14 protein-coding genes are annotated in these 18,806 nt (G+C 60.8%); all 14 read right to left on the bottom strand.

Annotated features, from left to right (window positions below; all coding sequences use genetic code 11):
* Nucleotides 1–320: 320 nt before the first annotated feature.
* The 14 genes from J0F90_RS24640 to trbC all read right to left on the bottom strand — a co-directional run bounded on the left by J0F90_RS24640 (nucleotide 321) and on the right by trbC (nucleotide 18,778).
* Entirely contained in the window at nucleotides 321–1,103 is a 783-nt protein-coding gene (locus J0F90_RS24640; protein WP_014072582.1) for a TraX family protein, read from the bottom strand.
* Between the two features lie 13 nt (nucleotides 1,104–1,116).
* Nucleotides 1,117–1,671 carry a phospholipase D family nuclease gene (locus J0F90_RS24635; RefSeq protein ID WP_033641520.1) on the bottom strand — a complete coding sequence of 185 codons (555 nt, stop codon included), beginning with the start codon at nucleotides 1,669–1,671 and terminating at the stop codon, nucleotides 1,117–1,119.
* Complete coding sequence (locus tag J0F90_RS24630; RefSeq protein WP_033641521.1) at nucleotides 1,664–1,882, bottom strand: hypothetical protein; 219 nt, start codon at nucleotides 1,880–1,882, stop codon at nucleotides 1,664–1,666. The genes J0F90_RS24635 and J0F90_RS24630 overlap by 8 nt, the downstream gene beginning before the upstream one ends.
* Before the next feature lie 78 nt (nucleotides 1,883–1,960).
* Nucleotides 1,961–7,267, bottom strand: a complete 5,307-nt coding sequence (traI, locus tag J0F90_RS24625; RefSeq protein WP_033641523.1) for a conjugative transfer relaxase/helicase TraI — start codon at nucleotides 7,265–7,267, stop codon at nucleotides 1,961–1,963.
* Nucleotides 7,267–9,465, bottom strand: coding sequence for a type IV conjugative transfer system coupling protein TraD (traD, locus tag J0F90_RS24620; RefSeq protein WP_033641524.1), 2,199 nt, complete (start codon nucleotides 9,463–9,465; stop codon nucleotides 7,267–7,269). The genes traI and traD overlap by 1 nt, the downstream gene beginning before the upstream one ends.
* Nucleotides 9,455–9,664: a hypothetical protein gene (locus J0F90_RS24615; RefSeq protein ID WP_033641525.1), complete on the bottom strand. Its 210-nt coding sequence runs from the start codon at nucleotides 9,662–9,664 to the stop codon at nucleotides 9,455–9,457. The genes traD and J0F90_RS24615 overlap by 11 nt, the downstream gene beginning before the upstream one ends.
* A gap of 2 nt (nucleotides 9,665–9,666) precedes the next feature.
* Nucleotides 9,667–10,197, bottom strand: a complete 531-nt coding sequence (locus J0F90_RS24610) for a hypothetical protein (RefSeq protein WP_033641526.1) — start codon at nucleotides 10,195–10,197, stop codon at nucleotides 9,667–9,669.
* Nucleotides 10,194–13,025: a conjugal transfer mating-pair stabilization protein TraG gene (traG, locus tag J0F90_RS24605; RefSeq protein ID WP_014072586.1), complete on the bottom strand. Its 2,832-nt coding sequence runs from the start codon at nucleotides 13,023–13,025 to the stop codon at nucleotides 10,194–10,196. Before traG ends, J0F90_RS24610 begins: the two co-directional genes overlap by 4 nt.
* 1 nt (nucleotide 13,026) lies before the next feature.
* Nucleotides 13,027–14,394, bottom strand: a complete 1,368-nt coding sequence (traH, locus tag J0F90_RS24600) for a conjugal transfer pilus assembly protein TraH (protein ID WP_014072587.1) — start codon at nucleotides 14,392–14,394, stop codon at nucleotides 13,027–13,029.
* Complete coding sequence (trbB, locus tag J0F90_RS24595) at nucleotides 14,391–14,927, bottom strand: type-F conjugative transfer system pilin assembly thiol-disulfide isomerase TrbB (RefSeq protein WP_014072588.1); 537 nt, start codon at nucleotides 14,925–14,927, stop codon at nucleotides 14,391–14,393. The genes traH and trbB overlap by 4 nt, the downstream gene beginning before the upstream one ends.
* Entirely contained in the window at nucleotides 14,914–15,228 is a 315-nt protein-coding gene (locus J0F90_RS24590; RefSeq protein ID WP_014072589.1) for a conjugal transfer pilin chaperone TraQ, read from the bottom strand. The genes trbB and J0F90_RS24590 overlap by 14 nt, the downstream gene beginning before the upstream one ends.
* A 10-nt stretch (nucleotides 15,229–15,238) precedes the next feature.
* Complete coding sequence (gene traF, locus J0F90_RS24585; protein ID WP_265335897.1) at nucleotides 15,239–15,988, bottom strand: type-F conjugative transfer system pilin assembly protein TraF; 750 nt, start codon at nucleotides 15,986–15,988, stop codon at nucleotides 15,239–15,241.
* 41 nt (nucleotides 15,989–16,029) lie between these two features.
* Nucleotides 16,030–17,934, bottom strand: coding sequence for a type-F conjugative transfer system mating-pair stabilization protein TraN (traN, locus tag J0F90_RS24580; protein ID WP_014072591.1), 1,905 nt, complete (start codon nucleotides 17,932–17,934; stop codon nucleotides 16,030–16,032).
* A gap of 169 nt (nucleotides 17,935–18,103) precedes the next feature.
* Complete coding sequence (trbC, locus tag J0F90_RS24575) at nucleotides 18,104–18,778, bottom strand: type-F conjugative transfer system pilin assembly protein TrbC (RefSeq protein WP_080286891.1); 675 nt, start codon at nucleotides 18,776–18,778, stop codon at nucleotides 18,104–18,106.
* Between the last annotated feature and the right edge of the window lie 28 nt (nucleotides 18,779–18,806).

Genomic DNA, 18,806 nt, shown 5'->3' with positions numbered 1-18,806 from the left:
TTAGGGTCGGCAGGGGGGATTGACGTAGAATACGCATACAGTATACTTCCTTACAGGCGCCAGGCCTGCTTTCGACCCCCGAACTTACGATCTCCCGACCAAAGTTGATGCGTAATTCGGGGGTTTTTGCGTCTGGAGCTCCGCTCCAACCCATCCACCTTCTGGCGTGGACAACCATCGAATGCAAAATTTTTCCCACTCTACCAAAAGCCATCATATCGGTAAAGCGGACAACGCGCCCCGCGGCCGTGGCGATCGTCACCTGGTCAAGTAACGAGGCATGGGCAAAGTGCGACGCGGTCGGTAACATCAGCGGCGACTCAGTGTAAAAACACGCCGGCCAGCCCCAGCGCCAGCAGGTGCGCCACGTAGGTCTGCAGGAAAAACCCCCGCGGCAACAGGCGCCGTTGATTGAACGCCGTCGCCAGCGGTAGCGTCCCCAGGATGAGCAGTGCCGGCAGCAGCAACCCGGCCAGCATCATCGTGCCGCCCAGCTCGGCATTGAGCATCAGCACCAGTAACGGCCAGGCCACGATCGCCAGCCCGCGCACCGGCCAGACGGCCGTCACGTACCCCGGCAGGGAAACGCACAGCCCATAACTGGCCAACAGCAACAGAACGCCGGCAGTACCGTAGCTGCCGTCTGTGGCGCCATACGCCCACCACAGCGCCAGCAAAACGCCGCCTGCCAATACCGGGTTAGGTGCGCCCTTGCGCATCGGCAACGACGCCACCGCCAGCGCCTGTGTCACGGCAGCGAACAGGAACAAAATATTCGGATCGGTGAACGCCAGCCCGTCATGACGCATTACCAGCCAATAGCCCGGCTGCGCAACCACGGCCCATATCCACAGCCGGGTCGCCTGCGCCTGCCGGACAGGCCGCGACGCCAGGTTGTACCCCCACAGCAGGGCGAACAGCGGAAACGCCCCCCGCCCCAGAAGCAACAGCACCGGCTCATGCAGCCCCAGCGCCCGGTTGGCGTGGTCGAACACCATCAGCATCAGCGCCAAAAATTTCAGTACGTCCTGCTGCAGCGGGGTGAAGCGCACTACCTCGCGTACCTGCTGCAGTTTTCCGCTGTGCGGATCAAACATCGCCATCCGATTTCCCTTCTTAGTAAGTCGACTGCCAGTCCTGGCCCTGCGCCCAGCGGGATTGCCAGTGCGCCAGGTACTGTTTGGCCACCTCCGGCATGTCGCGCAGCACCACCACATTTTCCGAGTTGGCGCGGTGTGCCGCCCGGCTGAAATTGAAGCTGCCCGTTTCGGTCGTCACGCCATCCACGACGATCACCTTGTCGTGCAAAATCTTATAGCGGTTGACCGTCCTGACGTTCACGCCGGCGTTGGCCAGCAGGTTCAGTGCCGCCCGGCCGGCGCCGTTCTGGTTGGCCTTCGCATCGACCACCACCCAGACACCCACCCCGCGCCGGTGCGCCGCAATCAGCGCCCGCGCCACCTCCGGCGAGGTAAAGGCGTACCCCATCAGGCGAATATCGCGCTGCGCCTCACCGATAACGCTCAGTACCAGCTGCTGCGCCGACCCTTCCGGCGAAAACCCCACCTCTACCGCCGGTGCCGCCAACAGAGGCGACGCCGGCAGCCAGCCGCTGAGCACCAGGGCGGCAACGCCAAACACGCGGGCGGGGAGTCGCCGCGTCTTATTCATGCTCGTCCGCCCTGTTAAGCCGCGCCTGCAGGTGCTTCATGCCCATGTAGACCAACAGCGGCAACGGGACGAGCGCATTGCGCCAATACAGCGGCAGATCGCTCAGCACGTCCCACTGCACATATCCCCAGAGCGTCGCGGCTCCGGACAGCAAGATCGCAGTGGTTAACAAGACGCCCTGCGTCGTTGATACGTTTTGAGTTGTGTTCATCCGTTCTTCCTTTAGGTAATGCCGTGCGGGACAGGGGCTCGTCACCTGTCTCGCACGGCGTTGGACAAGCGCAGCGCGTCAGTCGCCGCCCAGGGTTTTCTCTTTGTTCAGTTCCCGCTCAGGATGGGTATCGCGCACCAGATTCTGCTCGTCCTGCTGCAGCCGGCTGCGTGTCGATACCGGCTCGCGCGCCACCTGGCGGACAGCGGCATCGACCCGCAGTGCTGCATCCTGACCCATCACCTCCCGCATGACCGCCGCCGGCAGACGCGCTTTCACGTCCTCGGCGCGCAGTTCGCCACGCGCGAACAACGCACGCAGCTGCTCATCGTTAAGCCCGGCCAGCCGCTGCGGGTCAGGGGCGTTCGGTTCACGGCCCAGTTTGTCAGCCTGCGTCCGCAGTTCACGCTGCAACCGCTCCTCCGGGGTCTCCGGTAATTTGATGACACTGTCGGCCGCGCCGCTCTCCCGTGCAGTGGCCTTGAGCGTTTCGTCATTCACCCACACCCTGCCGCCGGTCATCGCCTGGGGGTTGAACGGCACATCGTCCCCCTGCAGGCGCACCACCACGCCACTGTCGGGATAACGTGCCGCCAGCCGGATACCGTCCTGCATCGTCCCGGCCAGCCGGGTCTCGTTGTTGCGGCTCCCCTGCAGCGCCACGAACTGCGCGCTGTCACTGCCGAACACTCGCCCCTGCGTCGGAAGTCCTCCGACGCTTTTCCCCTGGGTGTCCGCCAGCGGTGCCAGCCAGGCGCCGGCCGGTTTACCGTTGGCGTCATACATCGGCAGCATGGCGTGCGGTTGGGGGTATTTCTTGCCCGGCGACACATAGTGCGCCAGCGTGTCGCCGGTAAGTTGGCTCCCGCGCAGCACCGCGCGTCCCAGCGCGTTGTCGGATAACGAGACCGCTTTGCCGTAGAGGTCGGCGGCCGCTTTCTGGCTGCCCGGTGCCATCCCCAGCACCGCATCATGGGCCGTGGTGCGCGCCTTCGCCTTGCCGATGGCGTTCAGCCACCCGGCTTCGTTGTCGGTGTACACCTGCACGTGCTCCTTGGCGCGCGAGAGCGCCACATAGGCCGACGCCCGGTTGACCAGCGGCTCACGCCCGCCTTCCCCCCCCTCGAGCGTGATGGCAAAACGTTCGCTGGCCCCCTGGGCACCGTGGGCGGTGATGGCATAGGCCAAATCGACGTGCCGGTCTTGTTGCTGCTCGCGGGGATTGACGGTACGGGTCTGTTGTCCATCGGAGAGCGTGACCATGTCACCTTTTATCGCCTCGACCGTCCATACACTGTTGGCCACATGCCCGCGCTCGACGTCCGATTTGGAGAAGCGCATGCGGTCGCCCACGCTTACCTCGATGGTGCGCGGGTTGTACAGCGTGACGCCTTCGCGCACCGCACTGGCCGGGGAAAACTGCCGAGTATTGCCCTCACTGTCCTGCAGGCTGACGGTACGGGACTGACTGTCGATGCCGGCCATCCGGTAGTAGGTACTATCCAGCAGAACGACCGCGTCCCGGTTGCGCGCCCAGGCATCCATCTTGCGCAGCTCGCCGTCGCGAATATTGGCGCTCTCAAGGATGGGCAGACTGACGGACTCCCCCTTCAGCTCGCCCGCCGCCTTACGTTCCTGATGAATGCCGGCATTGATGATGTGCCGGTCGGCATTAAGGTGGGTGATAATCAGCGTATCGCGCCGGGCCGCCTCGGTGCGTCCCAGGTAATCGCTGACAATCGCGGCATGAATGTCATCCGGCCCCTTGGCGGGATATTCAACGACCGACTGCGCCGGCACCCAGGCATCGGCTTGTCGGGGCACGTTGGCCGGCGCCACGGTGCGCACCACGTCCAACGCGCCGGGCACATCGTTTTCAATCATCTTGTACACCGCCGGCTTCAGCTCGGGGGTCTGGCGCACAATCTCTTTCATGACCGCCATATCGATGGCGCTGCGCCCCTGCGCCAGCCGGAACGGCGCGCCCGGCGCAATCGCCTCCAGCTGGGCTTCATCACCGCTCATCACCGCGCGGCCGTTGCCCTCGGCAATCAAGGCGTAGGTGCGCGCCATGTCGCTGTTGCCCACCATCGAACTCTCATCCACCACAAACAGCGTGTTGCGGTAGTCCGGTTTCTCGCCGCCGGCGACCTTCAGCCCCTCATCGTGCAGGAACGACGCCAGCGTTTGGGCATCGACGCCGGCCGCCTGCATTTCCCCCACCGCGCGGTGCGTCGGCGCCAGCCCGACCACGCGGGGCCGCTCGCTTTCTGGTAACTGCGCTATCCCGTCCAGTACCGCCTTGAACTGGGTGGTTTTCCCCACACCCGCATAGCCCTGTATTGCCACAAATCGGTCGGTTGTGTTTAAAATAAGGTCGACAGCCTGCCGCTGTCCCTGGGTCAGGTACGGAGCCACCTTTCCCTCCCGCTGACCGGGGCCGTCCTCGTTGTGGGTTTTGCTACTGGTTGTTACCAACGGCGGCAGGCTGTCCTTACCGTCGGCGATCAGTCGGATAATGCTTTTCTCCGCCTCGAAGCTGGCGCGCGAGACCAGCAAATCCGCCCCGACGCCGGGCGCGACATCCACTTTCAGCAGCTCCCCGCGTTTGACCTGCGCCTCGATTTCCGTCTGGATGGCCTCCATCGACACGCCTTTGGCCGCAAAACCGAGGCTACCGGCCAGCAGTTTGGCCTGGCCAAACGCAACGCTATCCCCTTCCAGCGTCGGAATGGCCAGATGAATGGCCTGCTGTGCCGGGGTAAACAGTGATGATTTTTGCCCGGCGATCGCGGCATCAAGCCCCTCCTCACCGGCCAGTTGTTTGACCTGCTCGCCCGCCAGACGGTACGCCGGGTGCTGGGCCACTTTCTCCTGCGTCTTGCGCGCATCGAGCGCCGAATAGAGGGTGATATGCCCGCCACTACGGGCGATGCCACTCAGCGTGGCACTGTTAAGCTCGTTTTTCTTCACCGCGGCATAGACCGCCGCCGTACTGCTCACCGATGCGCCGAGGCTTTCCACATACGCCGGCGCCACCTTGACGGCGCTGAAGACGTCGCTGCCGACCGCAAGCGCTCGGTCCGCCGGCTTCTGCGTCGCATCCGGCTCGCCGGCCACGCGCACCTGCAGCTCGCCGGCGCCGGCACGAACAACCGCCAGCGCCGTGCCGGCCTTCAGCGCATCCTTGCCCCGTCCTTCCTGACCCAGCACCCGCAGGCGTTCGCCGTCGGCAACACCCATCGTACCGGCCCGGAACAACGACCAGTCCTTGTCCACGGCTTTGACGGCAAGCGTGTGCTTTTCACCCTCGGCGTTACGCAACACCAGGTTACGCGTTTGCGCACCGACCCGGTCGATAACGAACCGCTCGCGCTGCCGGCTCTCCGCATCCCAGCGCTCCATCACCATGCCTTCCCGGTAGGTATCGATGGCGCCGCGGTTTTTGCTATCCAGCCATACCGGCGTCAGCGTCGCCACAGGGGTCTCTTCGCGTCCCAGCAGCCCGGCATCTTTCAGCTCGTCACGGATCATGGCCGTCAACATCCGCTGCTCGGCCGGGCCGTTTACCTGCGCGACCGCCGACCGGTCTTCAACCAATGCCTGCACCACCCCTTTGGCCAACTGACCGAAGCGCTGGGCCTTGTCCGGCTCGCTTACCACTTCCGCCGGCACAGCCTGACGGCCACTGAACTGATAACGGGGTACACCGGCCTCCTTCATGACGGCAAGCGCATTGCCCGTCCCCTTGCGCTTTTCGGTATCCATCAGCACCAGCTGCACGTTGTTACGCACGGCGCCATCGAGCAGCGCCACGGTCTCCTTGAGCGTCAGTTTCTCTGCCTGGTCAACGACCAGCGTGCTGTTCGGCGCAAACAGCGCCTCGCTGCCGAGTGCGGCGCGCGTCACCACGTGGCCTTCATCGAGATAAACACTTTGCTGCAGATACTGCTGTGACTGCCGGTCAACGGTCAGTACGGTGGCATCGCGGCCCTGCTCGCGTGCCAGCTCCACCACTTCCGCCACGCGGGAACGGTTCACCGAGGCGCCCCCCATGCCCGACAACACCGCCATCGCCGGCGCATGTTGCGCAAGCGTCTGCACGGCATCGCTGTAGGTTGGTATGCTGCCGGTGCGCGGATCAGCCTTTGGCGCGCCTGTCACCACCGCACTCTCGTCAAGGTGCGTGCGGCTCAACTGCGCCACGCTCAGCTCATCGAGCAGATGAATATCGGAGGTAAATACGCCTTTCTCCTTGTCGAGCGGAATAAGCTGCTCGCGCTCGATGGCGCGGTCGATGCCGTCGCGTACCGCGTCCAGCATGCCCGGCTCCCCGGAGAGATAGCTGATGGCCTTGTTGGCCACCTGGTTGTGCGTGAAGTTGACCTGCCGGTCAGACAGCGCCGAGATGGCTTGTCCCACCGCCTGGTCGACAAGCGCGTCCCCCCCCGCTTCCAGCGGCGTCGGGGACGGCGTCACCATCGTGCGAGACTGCGCCTCCGCCAGATAGGCTTTGGCATCAAAGCCGGCGGATTTCATTTCCTGCAGCCACTCGACCGCCAGGGCAGCCGGATCACTGGCGACCTTGGCTTTGCGGGTGTCGAGCGTCGCCATATCGCGTGATTTGAGTGAGGCATCTGGGCCGGCGGCAGCGTCGATGGCGTGGTTGCGTTTGGAGAACACGTCAATTACGTTCTCCATACCTTTAAACTCCCACATGCCGTGCGGCCCGACGTTCTCGGTTTGATACCCCATGGCTTCCGTATCCTGACGCAGCACATGGCGGTATATCTGCCCGAAAGCCACCTGATTGGCATACACGCTCTCGATAAACCCGGTCTTGCCGACCGTATCGGAGGACAGCGTCTGCCACTTGCCGTCATGCTGCGTGACGTTGGCCACCACCGCATGCGTGTGCATCTGTGGGTCAAGGTCGCGCGACGTATCGTGGTTAAACAGCGCCACCACCAGGTTGCCGGTCAGCCTGGTCTCGGATACGCCCTCGGTCATACTGCGGGTCGAGGCCAGTTTCTCCACCTCGCGCACCGCGACCTCTACCGCGTGGTTATGCGCCGCGATAAGGCGTTTGTCGCCGCCCAACATCGCCATGATGGATACGCTTTTGGGCGCCGAAAACGTCAGGTCATAGCCGGGGCGGTGTTTGTTCTCGCCACCGACCATCCGGGTCAGGTCGCTGCCGTCCGGCAGCTTACCTTCCAGCACGGCCACGAAATCTTTGACGTCCACCTTGCCGGACAGGCCCAGGGCTTCCGCCCCCTGACCCACCCAGCGTTCGTCCATGCTGCCCAACACGTAGTAGTTGTCCTGATGGGTGTAGTAGTCGCCGGCTTTACCGGCAGGGCCGACCTGGCCAATGCTCATCATCAGAATTCATCTCCCGGTTCGCTGTCCCCATGATGAACTTCAGCCAGCTCGCGGCGGTGCCTGTCGATATTGATATTGGTCTCTTCCCGGCGCTGCATGGCTTGCTGCCCCATGGCCTGCTGCTGCGCCTGCCAGGCTTCATACTGCGCAATGTCCACCACTTCGCCGTCGCCACTGATACCGGGGGGCAGCTCCCCCCGTTCGGCATCATCATCACCGGGCGCTGGTTTCTGTTTCAGTTCCGCCTCCTGCCCCCCTGTCGCGGTGGTAGCAGCTGACACGACAGGCACGTCACTGGCAGGGTTCTCTGTCGGCACTGTGCTCACGGTAGCGACAGGGGCATCAGCAGTTTCGTTCGCACTGGCCGCCGGCAGGATAGGGGTAGCAGCGAACAAGGCATCCATATTGCCGGTCTCGGCTTCCCGCATTTCGATCGCCGATACAAGCCGCCCATCGGCAGCGGCATCCATCTTGCGAGGTTCATAGGGGTGCGCAACCTGCCTGACTTTTTTGTACACCATCTGCAGCCTGACGGCCGGGTACGGCCCCGGCAGCGTCACATAGCAGCACAAATCAGGCAGCGTCTGGATGTCGCTGTAGCTCACCAGCTGCATGCGCTCCAAATCCTTACCGACGGACACCCCGTCCCTGACGGGGTCGGCCCCGTAGGAAAACTGTTCAGAGGCCTTGCGATACTCTTTTTCACCGACTTCGCCGGCGGCGAACTCGGCACCCACGCGATCCGGTACGCTGAAGAGGAAGCGGGTGCGCAACACCCCGAACAGGGTGGCCGCCGCCTTGACGCCATAAATATCTTCAAGCTGAGAGTAGGTCTGGAATCCCAACACAAAGCATCCGCCGAACTTGCGCGCTTCCGGCACGATGGACACCAGGTCCGGCAGCTTGTGCAGGGTGGGTAATTCATCGGCAAAAATCCAGACGCGGCGGTCCGGGTTCTCGCCCATTGATAACAAGCTGTGTGAGGCGATAGAGAGCCACATGGAGATCAGCGGTTTGAGCGCCTTGTGGCTGGCTGAATCGGAGGTCAGGAACAACCAGCCGTTTTTGCCGTTGTCCTTCACGCCGCGCATCCAGTCACGGATAGTGAACGGTGCCCCCAGTTTCTCCACGCCCTGCATGTAACGCAGTGCCTTGGCATAGTTGGTCAGCACGCTGCGAATGGAGATGGCAGTCTTCTCGATTTTGCCATCCACCAGGTTGGCCGCCGGCGTGCCCTCCAGATAAGCACGCAGACGCGGCAGATCGATGGACAACAGCGTATTGAGCAACTTGGCGTAGCTGCGGTCTTCGTCATTGCGCATGCGGTAGGCCGCTTCCACAAAGATGGTGCGGGCCGACCCCTGCCAGAACGGATCTTCGTTGCTGCCCATGGGGATAAGGATATCGGCGACGTTCTCAAAGTCCGGCAGTGTCAGACATTCCGACCATAAATCCCAGCCGACGCAGCGTGCATCCTGCGGGTTGAGGATTTTATCGTGCTGCGGATCGTAGTAGTCTTTGACAAAATCACAGGACTTGTCGTAGACAATAACCATGTCACCGCGTTTGCGTGCATAGTCCATCAGCTTGCGATACAGCCGTGACTTCCCCGTACCGACGCTGCCCATGGCGCAGAAGTTTTTGACCTCGCTGTTTTTTAGCAGCGGCAGCCCATCAATAATGATATCGGACGCCATACCATCGCGTTTGAGCATGTTGGCCACCACCGCAGGGTTATCGGTGAGTGTTCGCCCGCCGGTTATTTCATCCTCGCTCTGTTGCTTGCCCTGACGGCCAAGTATCCACACGGTGACCACGAATCCCGTCACACACGCAACGGCCGCCACGATGCAGGCAAAGATCCCTTCACGCCAAATCAGCTGACCGCAGTAGGAGACGTAACTGTCGAGCAACACCTGTTTGGCGGTGTAGGTCAGCGTCTTGCCGTAATAATCCAGGTGGTAGAGGGTCTCTGACGGCGATATGCTCGGCCAGCCTTCCACCATCCAGACCCACCAATAAATCAGGCCGTTCGTGAGGTTCTGGATGGACACGCGCCACAACAGCGTGCAAATCGCCACCAGGAAGAAGGCGATAAACAGGCAGTAGAAAATCAGGTTGCCGATCTGCGTGAACATGCGCAGGCGCATAAAGGCGATCTGCCCGCCCTGCGTCATGTCCTTGGCGTTAAAGCTCATCAACACCTCCCTTTGCTACGGCCAGAATGCAGGCTTCACGTTCACTGTCGGTTAATCGACTGAGGGCCAGCAGGGCACCGCGCATCACATGTGAGGGGCTGTAGAGGGGGTTCTCAGCCACCATACGCTGCAGGCGCCCAAACGTACCGTCATCGAGTCGCAGGGTGGTGGTATGCGTTTTGGCAGAGATCTTAGCCACCGTTACTCACCTCCCTGTTTGCGGGATTTGATAAGCTCCAGAGCGGCGGTAAATGCTGAAAGACGATAGCGGCCAATATCCATATTAAAAATGAACACCATCATTACTGTGAAGAAAATAAGCGGTATGATATATGCCATAGAACCTAAAGCACTATTCGCCGCCAAAACTGATAATATCAGCACCAGTGATAAAAATACCATCGCGTAGCTTTTTACTTTTTTACTTAACAACTCCAACACCTGCGAACTCTCTCTCAATTGAACTGGTAGTGAGAGATACAAGCTCCGTCCATTGACAATGCTTACTGATATTAAAAAACCAAGAAACGCACTCATTCCTGTTGCAATGAGTAATTCCGAATCCCTTTGATCAGCCAAAAAGAAACTAACCAGTGGGCATAAAACCATCCAGACTTCCATTAGTATTGCAGGTTTAACACAAGAAAAGAATGATGGTATCTCAAGTTGTTCATCCATCAGTTCTTTCAACTGTGCAGCCTCATCTTTTATTATCTTATGAGTAACCATCATTTACCACCCCGCTCTTTATTGAATTTATCTTGCATGGCTTGTGCCTGTGCCATCATTTCATCTTGACTACTTGCACCTGGTATACCTTCCTGCTTCTCTTTTTCAAGACTATATTTTAAATTTTGTGCAGTTCGTGCTGATGAATGATTTTGCTGCAGTTCGTTTCTCTGCCCTTCAACATTTTGCTGTTGGCTATGAATATCTGTCTGAATTTTTTGTTGGGCTGTTTGGTTATTATCAACCATACCATTAACCTGAGCCCCTACATCATTACGTATTCCGGCCTGTGCTGTTCTTTTTTCAATCGCGCTCTGGTGATTGTTATAATCAGCCTGAATATCCTGGCCGGAGCTTCCGCCACCAACAGACCCCATGCCGGCGCCAAGCGTACCGCTGCTGGACTGATATTGTGCATCCACCTGCGGCGCCACCTGTTCACGCACAAAATCACGCGCCAGCGACTGACGCGCGGCAACGGCGTCCTGCGATTGACCGGTCAAAATGTTGCCGGCATCGTTTGGTGCCTTGTCCATCACGTACTGCGCAAACTGCTGGCTCAGGTTCTCGCGCATATCGCCACTGAGACTCTCGGTACGAGAAGCCTGCTGTGACAGCTCCTGGCTGCGGGTATGTGCACTACTGTATTGTTCGTAGCTGCTCTTGGCGCCTGACAAGGACGAAGAAAGCTGATCAATGCGCGAGTCCGCATTGTTATCCGTATGACTGCCGGACTGACTGGTGCGCTGGCTGGTCAGGTAGTCCATCCCTTCCTTAAAGTCAGCAGCGGCCTGGGCGCTCTGGTCGTGACGCGCATCCTGACTGCCACGCGTGCCGCTACTAGCAGAATGAGAATCTGTGTCGCTCCCTCTTTTGTCGTAACTTACGCCCATATATCCTTCTGCCGTTACACCATTCCCCAACACTTTCAATCCACCACTTGCGGAAACACCAGCTCGCGTATTAAAGCCCGCGGTATCAGTAACGGCTCTCGACGCCAACTCCTGCGTTGCCTGCTCTTTGCTGACATTGTTGGCCTTGGCATAACTTTCCACCGCGCTCGCCATTTTGTGCGCCGCGATGCTGGACTGGCTGTTTTGCGCCGTGTCGGCACCGTGGGTCATGCTGTCGCTGCTGCCACGTTGGCCGGTAAACTGCGACAGTTGCGTCCAGGCGCTGCTGATATTGCTGTTGAAGCCCTGCATGGATGTCTGCGCCTGGGTCTCGGCTTCCCGCGCCATTTCCTGCTGCGCGGTCGCAATCTGCTTCGTCACGCCGATATCTACCGGCAGTTTGGACATCGCGCCGCTCGCATCCCAGACGCTGCTGCCATCGCCCGTGCGGGTCTGTGTACCACCGGTCGGCAGTTGCGCGGTCATCTGGCCGGCACGCACGCTGCTGTTGGTATCCCAGGTGTTTCCCTGCACGTTGTCGGTTTGCATGTTGTTGAAGCTGTAGTTGGCATCCGACACGCTCATCGCCGCCGACGCCGCCGAACTCTGGTAGGCGCCGGTCATGCTGTGGCTGACGCTCATCAGCCCCTGCCCCAGCCCTTTGGCGATATACCAGGAGATAAACGGGATCATGCCGGAGATATAGCCGGCGGTATTGGCCAGATCGGAGTAGTTCAGCTTCACCGTGGACAGATTGCTCAGCACCACGGGCGAGCCGGCCTTCTGGCCGTAAAAGGCCATCGCGCTGTTGAGAATGGCGTACAACAGCGGCCAGCTCATCACCCACAGCCAGCCGAACACGTAGGCTTTGGCCACTTCCTTGCCCTGGTTAACCATGCCGATCACCACCAGAATGGGGAACATCCCCATCATCATGCCGATCAGGATGACCTGCAGCAGCGGCAAGGAGCGCATCATCACCTGCCCGAGCGTCGCCTGGGACAGGCGCTGCTTCTCGATGGCCGACGTGCTGGCGATGTTGAGCATGCCCGCCGTGTCACCGCTGCGCGCCGAGTAGCTCATGATGCCGCTGCGCAGGCCGTTCATGACGATGTTCTGCTTGATGATATCGCTGGCCGTCTTCTGGTTCTGGTAAAAATACTGGTAGCTGTTCCCCAGCAGCTGCCCGAACAGCAGATCGCGGTCTGGACGACCGCCAAGAATGCGCCGCGCATAATAGCTGTAGGTCGGACTGCCGGTTTTCGCTTCCAGGCCCAGCATGTTCTTCAGCGGCATCGCGGCTTCTTCACAGGTCTGGAAACGGCCGTCCTTGTTGAACACACCGCGAAGCGGACTCGGCTGGCGGAAGATCAGCGCATACGGATCTTCGGAATGCATCAGCTCCTCAAAGCTGTACTTGTGATTGAGCAGCATGTCGCCCACCACACAGTTCTGTACATAGTCGGCAAACAGGTTGGCCAGCTCCGGGTTCTGGGCGGTGAAGTCGGTGCTTCGGGACACCAGTGAGGAGCCGAACAGCATGCCGGTCTTGCTGTAGGTCACCGCATCCGGCTGGCTGAACACCATTTCGTAACTCAGCACCATGGCGTAACCGATGCGGGTGATGATGGTCGCCGGCAGCACAATCCCCAGCGGCACATTGGCCACCCGCTGAATCGAACGCTGATTGGACAGATCGATGATTTGCACCGGCTGCGCCTTGGTCAGCAACGCCGAGGAGAACACCAGCACAAACACCCAGCCCAGGATATCCATCAGGTCGCGACGGGCGGTATACCGCGCGGCCAGCACCAGCACGCTGATGGCTACCGCAAAATTCCGTATCCAGTCCCAGGTATCCGTCTGCATAAAGGCCGCGACCGCGTTAAGGTTCTGCGCCAGCCACTCCGAGCCGCCGATGACATAGATTTCCGTCATGTTACTGCGCCTCCCCGAACTGGTAGTTGTTCTGGTAACGCGTCAGCAGGCGTGCCGACACCTGCTGGCGCATGTAACGCATCTGCTGCTCGACGACCAGCAGGGCATCGGTCTGCACCTGAACGCGCGATTGCAGGGAGGCGATAAGCTGCCCGGCCTGCGTGAAGTTGTTGTTGATTTGCTCAACGGTGGCCTCCGGGTAGTTCCCGGTCGCCAGCATGGCGCGCGCGCCGCCCATCAGCTCCTGCAGGTACTGCATCAGGATGTCGTAACCCACGTAGTCGGCCAGTTGGTGCACCATCGCGCTGGACACGCCGAGCATTTGCGGGTCGGTCAGGTAAGTCAGCAACGGTACATGCGTGCTGGAAATCAGACCTTTCTCCGCATCCGTCAGCCGCTCGTCGTTGCGCGCCTTGCTCTCGATGCTGAACAGCATTTTTTTGATTTGCCCTTTCAGGGCATTGTCCGGACTTATCGTCGTGGTGCTGTCGGCCACCACCTTCAGGCACTTGTCGCTGTCGTTGCAGTGATAAACGCGGGCCGCGCCGCCTTCCATCAGCGCCTTGATAATGCTCTGATCGGTAGTGCGTGGCGGCAGCGGCGTGATTTCGCCGTTGGGGCCGAACACCAGCGAGCCGGTCAGCGTCATCACGAACTCCTTCAACTCCTTGTTGCCGTCGAACATCCGGTTTTTGGATAACGCATCCCACATGATGTTGATGTTCTTGGAGATACGCTCCTTATCCTTCTCTCCTGCCCGGTCACGCACCGAGTCACCTTTGCCCCCCACCGTGCAGCCCTGCCGCGAGGCAGCCCAGTCGGCGAAGATGTTGGATTCGCCGGCAATGTCCTGGCAGACCTTCTGCTGAGAGACCTGCGTGCGCGGGAACAGCCCGCCGACAATGCCCTGCGCCGCCTGGCAGCTGCTCATGTTCATGCTGTTGATGTCGCTGGCCATTTTCTGGATGAAGTCTTTGGCGTCTTTCAGCTCCGGCACGGTGGTCTGCAAGGCCAGATCGAAGAAGTAGCCGGCGGCGTTGGACATGATCTGTTTGGTAAAGCGCTGCAGCTGCTCGCCGTTGATAAAGCTGAACGCGCCCAGGTACGCATCGATGCCGCCGCAACCGGCATTGATATCCGGCAACGACATCGAGATCAGCTGTATTTGCTTCACGCCGGTGCGGGCGTAAATCGACCCGCCCGAGATATACCCGGCCGCCTGCCCCTGCCAGACCGCCGGTGCCGTGGTGTTGGACGCAAACCCCAGCTTGTCAAAAAACTGGTTCATGTCGCTGTTCATGTCGGCCACGGCCGGCACCGTCAAAAGCAGCCCCAGTGCGATGCCGCCAAACCGAGTGCGCAAAGTCATTGTTGACCTCCCCTCATCAGCGCTTCCTGTAACACGGTATCAAGACGCGCCATAAAGCCGCGCTCATCGCTGGCCCCCTGGATCATCGGGTAGGTCGCCAGCGTATTGACGTTCACCAAAAACGTTGTCGGCGACGCCACCGGCAGACCGGGGAAGAAGGTGCGCATCACCTCCGGCGGCGCCGGGATGGCCTCCGGGAACGTGGCATCGCCCTGGCCGTCGAAGGTGTAGGCGAACACGGAAAAGCCGACCCGCTCCGACAGTGCTTTCAGCAGCGGATCAAACTGATGGCAGTACGGACAGTGCCCCTGCATAAACAGCACCACCTTCCAGTCATTGAGGTTGACGCGCGCGCCGTTGCTGAGCGTAAACCAACGCGGCGCTGCCGCCGGCTGCGGAGCGGGGACGGACGTCGCTGATGGCGTCCAATTGACGCCGGCGTTTTTCTGCAGCGCCGCTATCTCATCAATTGTGGAGCCATGCGCCAGCCCGGTTAACAGCAAGGCCAGCCAGGCGATGTTAGCGATCCGCATTCTGCACCTCCCCGGCCCCGTGCTGTTCGTCTGTGGTCGCCGGCGACGGCGCCTGTTCACGATGTGCCGCGATATAAGCCTGTTTTTCCGCCTCCTCACGCTGCCGTTTGGGGACGCGTGCCAGCTCATCGAGGATTTTGTAGCCGCCGCACACCGTCAGGGTGAGCGCGATAAACTCGGCCAGCGTCACCGCCATATCCGGCGCCCGGTGCACCAGGCCGGCCACAATATGGAACCAGATCCCGAAGGCCGCGACCCAACCGCCGGTCGCGTCGATGTCAGGGAATTTAAATTTACGCATTCAACGCTCCTTAATAATTGGGTTTGAAGTCGGTAAAGACGTTCAGGAACTGTTTGGCCAGATCGTCCTGGCTGATAAAGCCATAGGCCAGCGGCTTGACCGCGCCGCTGCGCGGGTCAACCAGCACCAGCGCCGGGAAGTGGCTGATGCCCAGCCGCTGTGACTGTCCCACATCGCGCCGGCTCTCCGGCATCGCAGGGTTGACCACCCCGTCCACGGTCACCGGCACCACCGACAGCCCGTAGCTGTCCCGAAAGCCCTTCACCACGCTCACCAGCTGACCGTCGATCGGCTCCGCGCCGCGATAGAACAGCATCAGCCCGTACTGCTGCGCCATTTTGCCGATGGCCTCGCGCTGCGCGGCAAAGTCGGCGGCCAGCTGGCTTTTCACCGTGCCGTTGTAGTGGCTGTGCTTCAGGTTGTAGTCCAGCTCCGGGTGCGCCAGGAACGCGCGCTGCGCAGAGCGCTCAAACAGTCCCGCCTGCTGGGTGAAGTAGTTTTGCATCTGGAAGAACTTCACGAAGTTCTCGGTACTTGGGTACAGGATGGCGTCCGCCAGCCGCTCCTTGAGCGACTGCTGCAGCAGCTGCAGCTTTTGCAGTGCGCCGGCCGGTGCGGCCGGGGCTGCAGCCTGCGGTGACATCTCGTCGTCAGCGGGTTTGGCCTCCCGCTCATACCACTGCCAGCCGCCGGCCTGCGCAGTGAACGCCGCGCCCAGCAGGCTCAGACCCAACAGCGCTGCCGCCCTGCGGTTGGCCAACCCGCGTGCCGCCAAATTGACATTTGAAGTCCCGCGCGTTTTCACTTGGCTGCCTCCTGCATACGTTGTGCGATTTGCTGCTTAACCTTCTCCAGCAGTGCCGCGTCTTCGGGCACCTTCTGGTTTTTCATCAGGTCTTCATAGAAATTGGCAAAGTCCAGCTGGTCAAAGTTGATGCGCTGCAGCTCGTCTACGGTGATACCCCGGCAGTCCGGTGATTTTGCGTCGCCAAAGCCGATACCCAGCTGCCATGCCCGCCCCTGCTGCTGAACAATCTGCGCCAGCTTGCTGTCGAACTGGCAGTAGCTGCGCTTCTTCTGCAGGCAGACACCCAGCACTTTCTTGCTGCAGTATTCGCCGACGCTGACGGTCAATTTGTTCTCTTTCGCCTTGCCCAGCGCCTTCTCTTCGCTGTCGCAGTGCGCCAACCCGACGCTGTTACCCCACCCGGAGTCCTTGCAACAGTCGCTGAAACCGGCAAATGCCTTGCGGCAGGACTGCCCCTTACCGGTGAAGGCGCGCACATCGATACCGTTCAGCGCCGCCACGTCCTTGCCGGCGGCCGCCACCGCGGCCAGCTCGGAAACGGCGTGCGCAAAGTCGTTACCCTGAGTGCCCTTCTGCGCCTTGTCGCACTCCCCGTCCAGGCAGTACATCTGGCCACCGCACAGCATCACGTTACCGGTGGTGCGGGTTTCGCAGGAGTAGGTCACGTTCTCGTGCAGGCACTGGCCATACTCATCGGAGAAGGCGCAGCCGTGCGTGGCAATAGTGCAGGCCGGATTGTTGGCATAGGCTTCGCAGCTGCCCTGGCCGGCCTCCTGCAGCCGATAGGTGTCGGTAAAGCGCCAGCAGCTGGCCCACACCGGGTAGGTCTGGCCGTTGACCGTAACGGTTCTCTCGCCGCCCGGCTCACTGCAAACGGTATTGACCTTCACCGCCCCGGCCTCCTGCGCCAGTGGACAGTCGGCCGGTGTCGATGTGGTCGGCACCCAGACCTGCACCGACGAACTGCCGTCGAACTTCACGTAGAACACCATCGGCGAGCCGCCCCCGCCGCCGCTCAACTGCCTGACCATCGCATCCAGAAAGGTATCCAGATGGCCACCGGGGTCCATGGTGAGGAAAATATCGACCTGCTGCCCCTGCGTGAGCGTGACGTTACCGACGTTCAGCGGCCGGCTGCCCCAGTCCTGACGGCCATAGCGCACCTCATTCCCCAGCAGTGAAAAGGCCAGCGGCACGCCATAACTGTGCAGTTCGTCCTGCAGCTCGAGGTATATCGATCCCGTATTCAGCTTGCCGGTAAACGGCGCGGTAAAGGTGCCGTGAATGCGGTTGCCCTCTTTCCACCAACGGATCATCGATTTATCGATATGTGCGTTACGGTCTTCATAGCGGGTCTCATAGTGGCCACCGATGTCGGTGGCGCGTTCGCAGGTACGCATCACCGCCGTATCGCGCTCGCACACATGACGGGTGAACTCACTGCGCGTCACCTGCTCGGCCTTGCAGTCCGGGCCGGTCTTGCCGACGATGCTCTCGGCTTTGCCTTCAATCTCCTTGCCAGCCTGGATAAAGGGCGCATCATGAGAAATCGGCTCCTTGGGGTTCTTGAGCACCGAATCGGTCACCGCCTGCCCCACTTCGGTCTGGCCCCAGGCGGTGCCGCCGTCGGTCTTGAGGTTGTTGGCATCCCCGGCTGTGACGCCACCGTAATAGCCTTTTTCTTTCGGGTTGTCGGTGTAGTTCGGCAGCACGTTGGCCGGGTTGGTGTTCTGCAGCGTCCCTGTACCCTGACCGGCAATCTGTTTGGCAAACTCGCTGCCGGTCTGGAACACGTCATCACCTTCCGCCCGACAATCGCCGGTGGCGAAGATAAACGTCCCCAGCACCAGGGCATGTGTCGCCAGCAGACCGGGCAGAGACTTCACCAGGTGGGTCATTTGCCTTTCCTCCCGCGTTTTGTTTGCCCTTTTTTCGGCATTAACGCCCTGAATAGCAGCCATAACAGCAGTACGAGCCCCATGAGCCCCGCGATAACCAGGGTCAGTTGCATCAGTGAAAACAACTTCTGTAGGGGCGTGCCAAACATGTCCATATTCACGCTGCCGCTCATTTCACACCTGCCTTATCCAGTAATGCCTGAGCCGCGCCGGCGCAGTCGCCGTCTTTGGCAACCTTCTTCAGCGCCTGTGCCATCAGCAGGTTGCCGCGCACCACATCGAAGCCGGCCGCACAGCGCACGACCAGCGCCGGCACGGCGGTGATGCCGAACTGGGTATACGGCTGCGGGTCGATTTGCACACCGTCGATACCGCCGGCCTCCACCAGTTTTTGCACCCGCTGCACCGTTTCGCGCATGTCGCCATTCACCATGCCGCGCAACGTGGCCGGAATGCCGAAGCGACGCGCTTCCTGCAGCATGCGGCGCATGCCCTCCTCGGGAATAGCGAAGGACACGAAGTACAGCGCCCCTTCGGCCGGTTGCTCGGCGGCGTCCTGGCGCTGCTTTGCCGCCAGTTGGTTAATAAAGGACTGGTCGTCCTGGGACAGCGAACGCGGCGGCTGATTGCGCAGGAACTCCGGCACCGGGGTGTTTTGGTGCAGGTCAGCCGAGCGCTTTTCCTGCTCGCGCAGCCACGCCCGGTTGCTGTCCACCTGGGCTGCCGCCTGCTGCTGCGCAATCGTCACCTCGCTGGCAGGCGCAGCGCTGTCTGCAGCCCAACTCCCTGCCACATATAACGCCGAAAGCGTCAGCGCCAGGGCTAAGCTGTTCAATCTATTCATGGCGTTACCTTTAATGCTGCTGATCACC

Source organism: Serratia marcescens subsp. marcescens ATCC 13880 (genome assembly GCF_017299535.1).
Classification (GTDB): Bacteria; Pseudomonadota; Gammaproteobacteria; order Enterobacterales; family Enterobacteriaceae; genus Serratia; species Serratia marcescens.
The sequence above is the reverse complement of the archived record's forward strand: the minus strand, read 5'-3'. Positions and strand labels throughout refer to the sequence as shown.

Coding starts and splice junctions, on each gene's coding strand:
- trbB (WP_014072588.1), bottom strand. CDS start 14,927: ATGCGGATCGCTAACATCGCCTGGCTGGCCTTGCTGTTAACCGGGCTG.
- traD (WP_033641524.1), bottom strand. CDS start 9,465: ATGAGCTTTAACGCCAAGGACATGACGCAGGGCGGGCAGATCGCCTTT.
- J0F90_RS24610 (WP_033641526.1), bottom strand. CDS start 10,197: ATGATGGTTACTCATAAGATAATAAAAGATGAGGCTGCACAGTTGAAA.
- J0F90_RS24635 (WP_033641520.1), bottom strand. CDS start 1,671: ATGAATAAGACGCGGCGACTCCCCGCCCGCGTGTTTGGCGTTGCCGCC.
- trbC (WP_080286891.1), bottom strand. CDS start 18,778: ATGAATAGATTGAACAGCTTAGCCCTGGCGCTGACGCTTTCGGCGTTA.
- J0F90_RS24640 (WP_014072582.1), bottom strand. CDS start 1,103: ATGGCGATGTTTGATCCGCACAGCGGAAAACTGCAGCAGGTACGCGAG.
- J0F90_RS24590 (WP_014072589.1), bottom strand. CDS start 15,228: ATGCGTAAATTTAAATTCCCTGACATCGACGCGACCGGCGGTTGGGTC.
- traH (WP_014072587.1), bottom strand. CDS start 14,394: ATGACTTTGCGCACTCGGTTTGGCGGCATCGCACTGGGGCTGCTTTTG.
- traI (WP_033641523.1), bottom strand. CDS start 7,267: ATGATGAGCATTGGCCAGGTCGGCCCTGCCGGTAAAGCCGGCGACTAC.
- traN (WP_014072591.1), bottom strand. CDS start 17,934: ATGACCCACCTGGTGAAGTCTCTGCCCGGTCTGCTGGCGACACATGCC.
- J0F90_RS24630 (WP_033641521.1), bottom strand. CDS start 1,882: ATGAACACAACTCAAAACGTATCAACGACGCAGGGCGTCTTGTTAACC.
- traG (WP_014072586.1), bottom strand. CDS start 13,025: ATGACGGAAATCTATGTCATCGGCGGCTCGGAGTGGCTGGCGCAGAAC.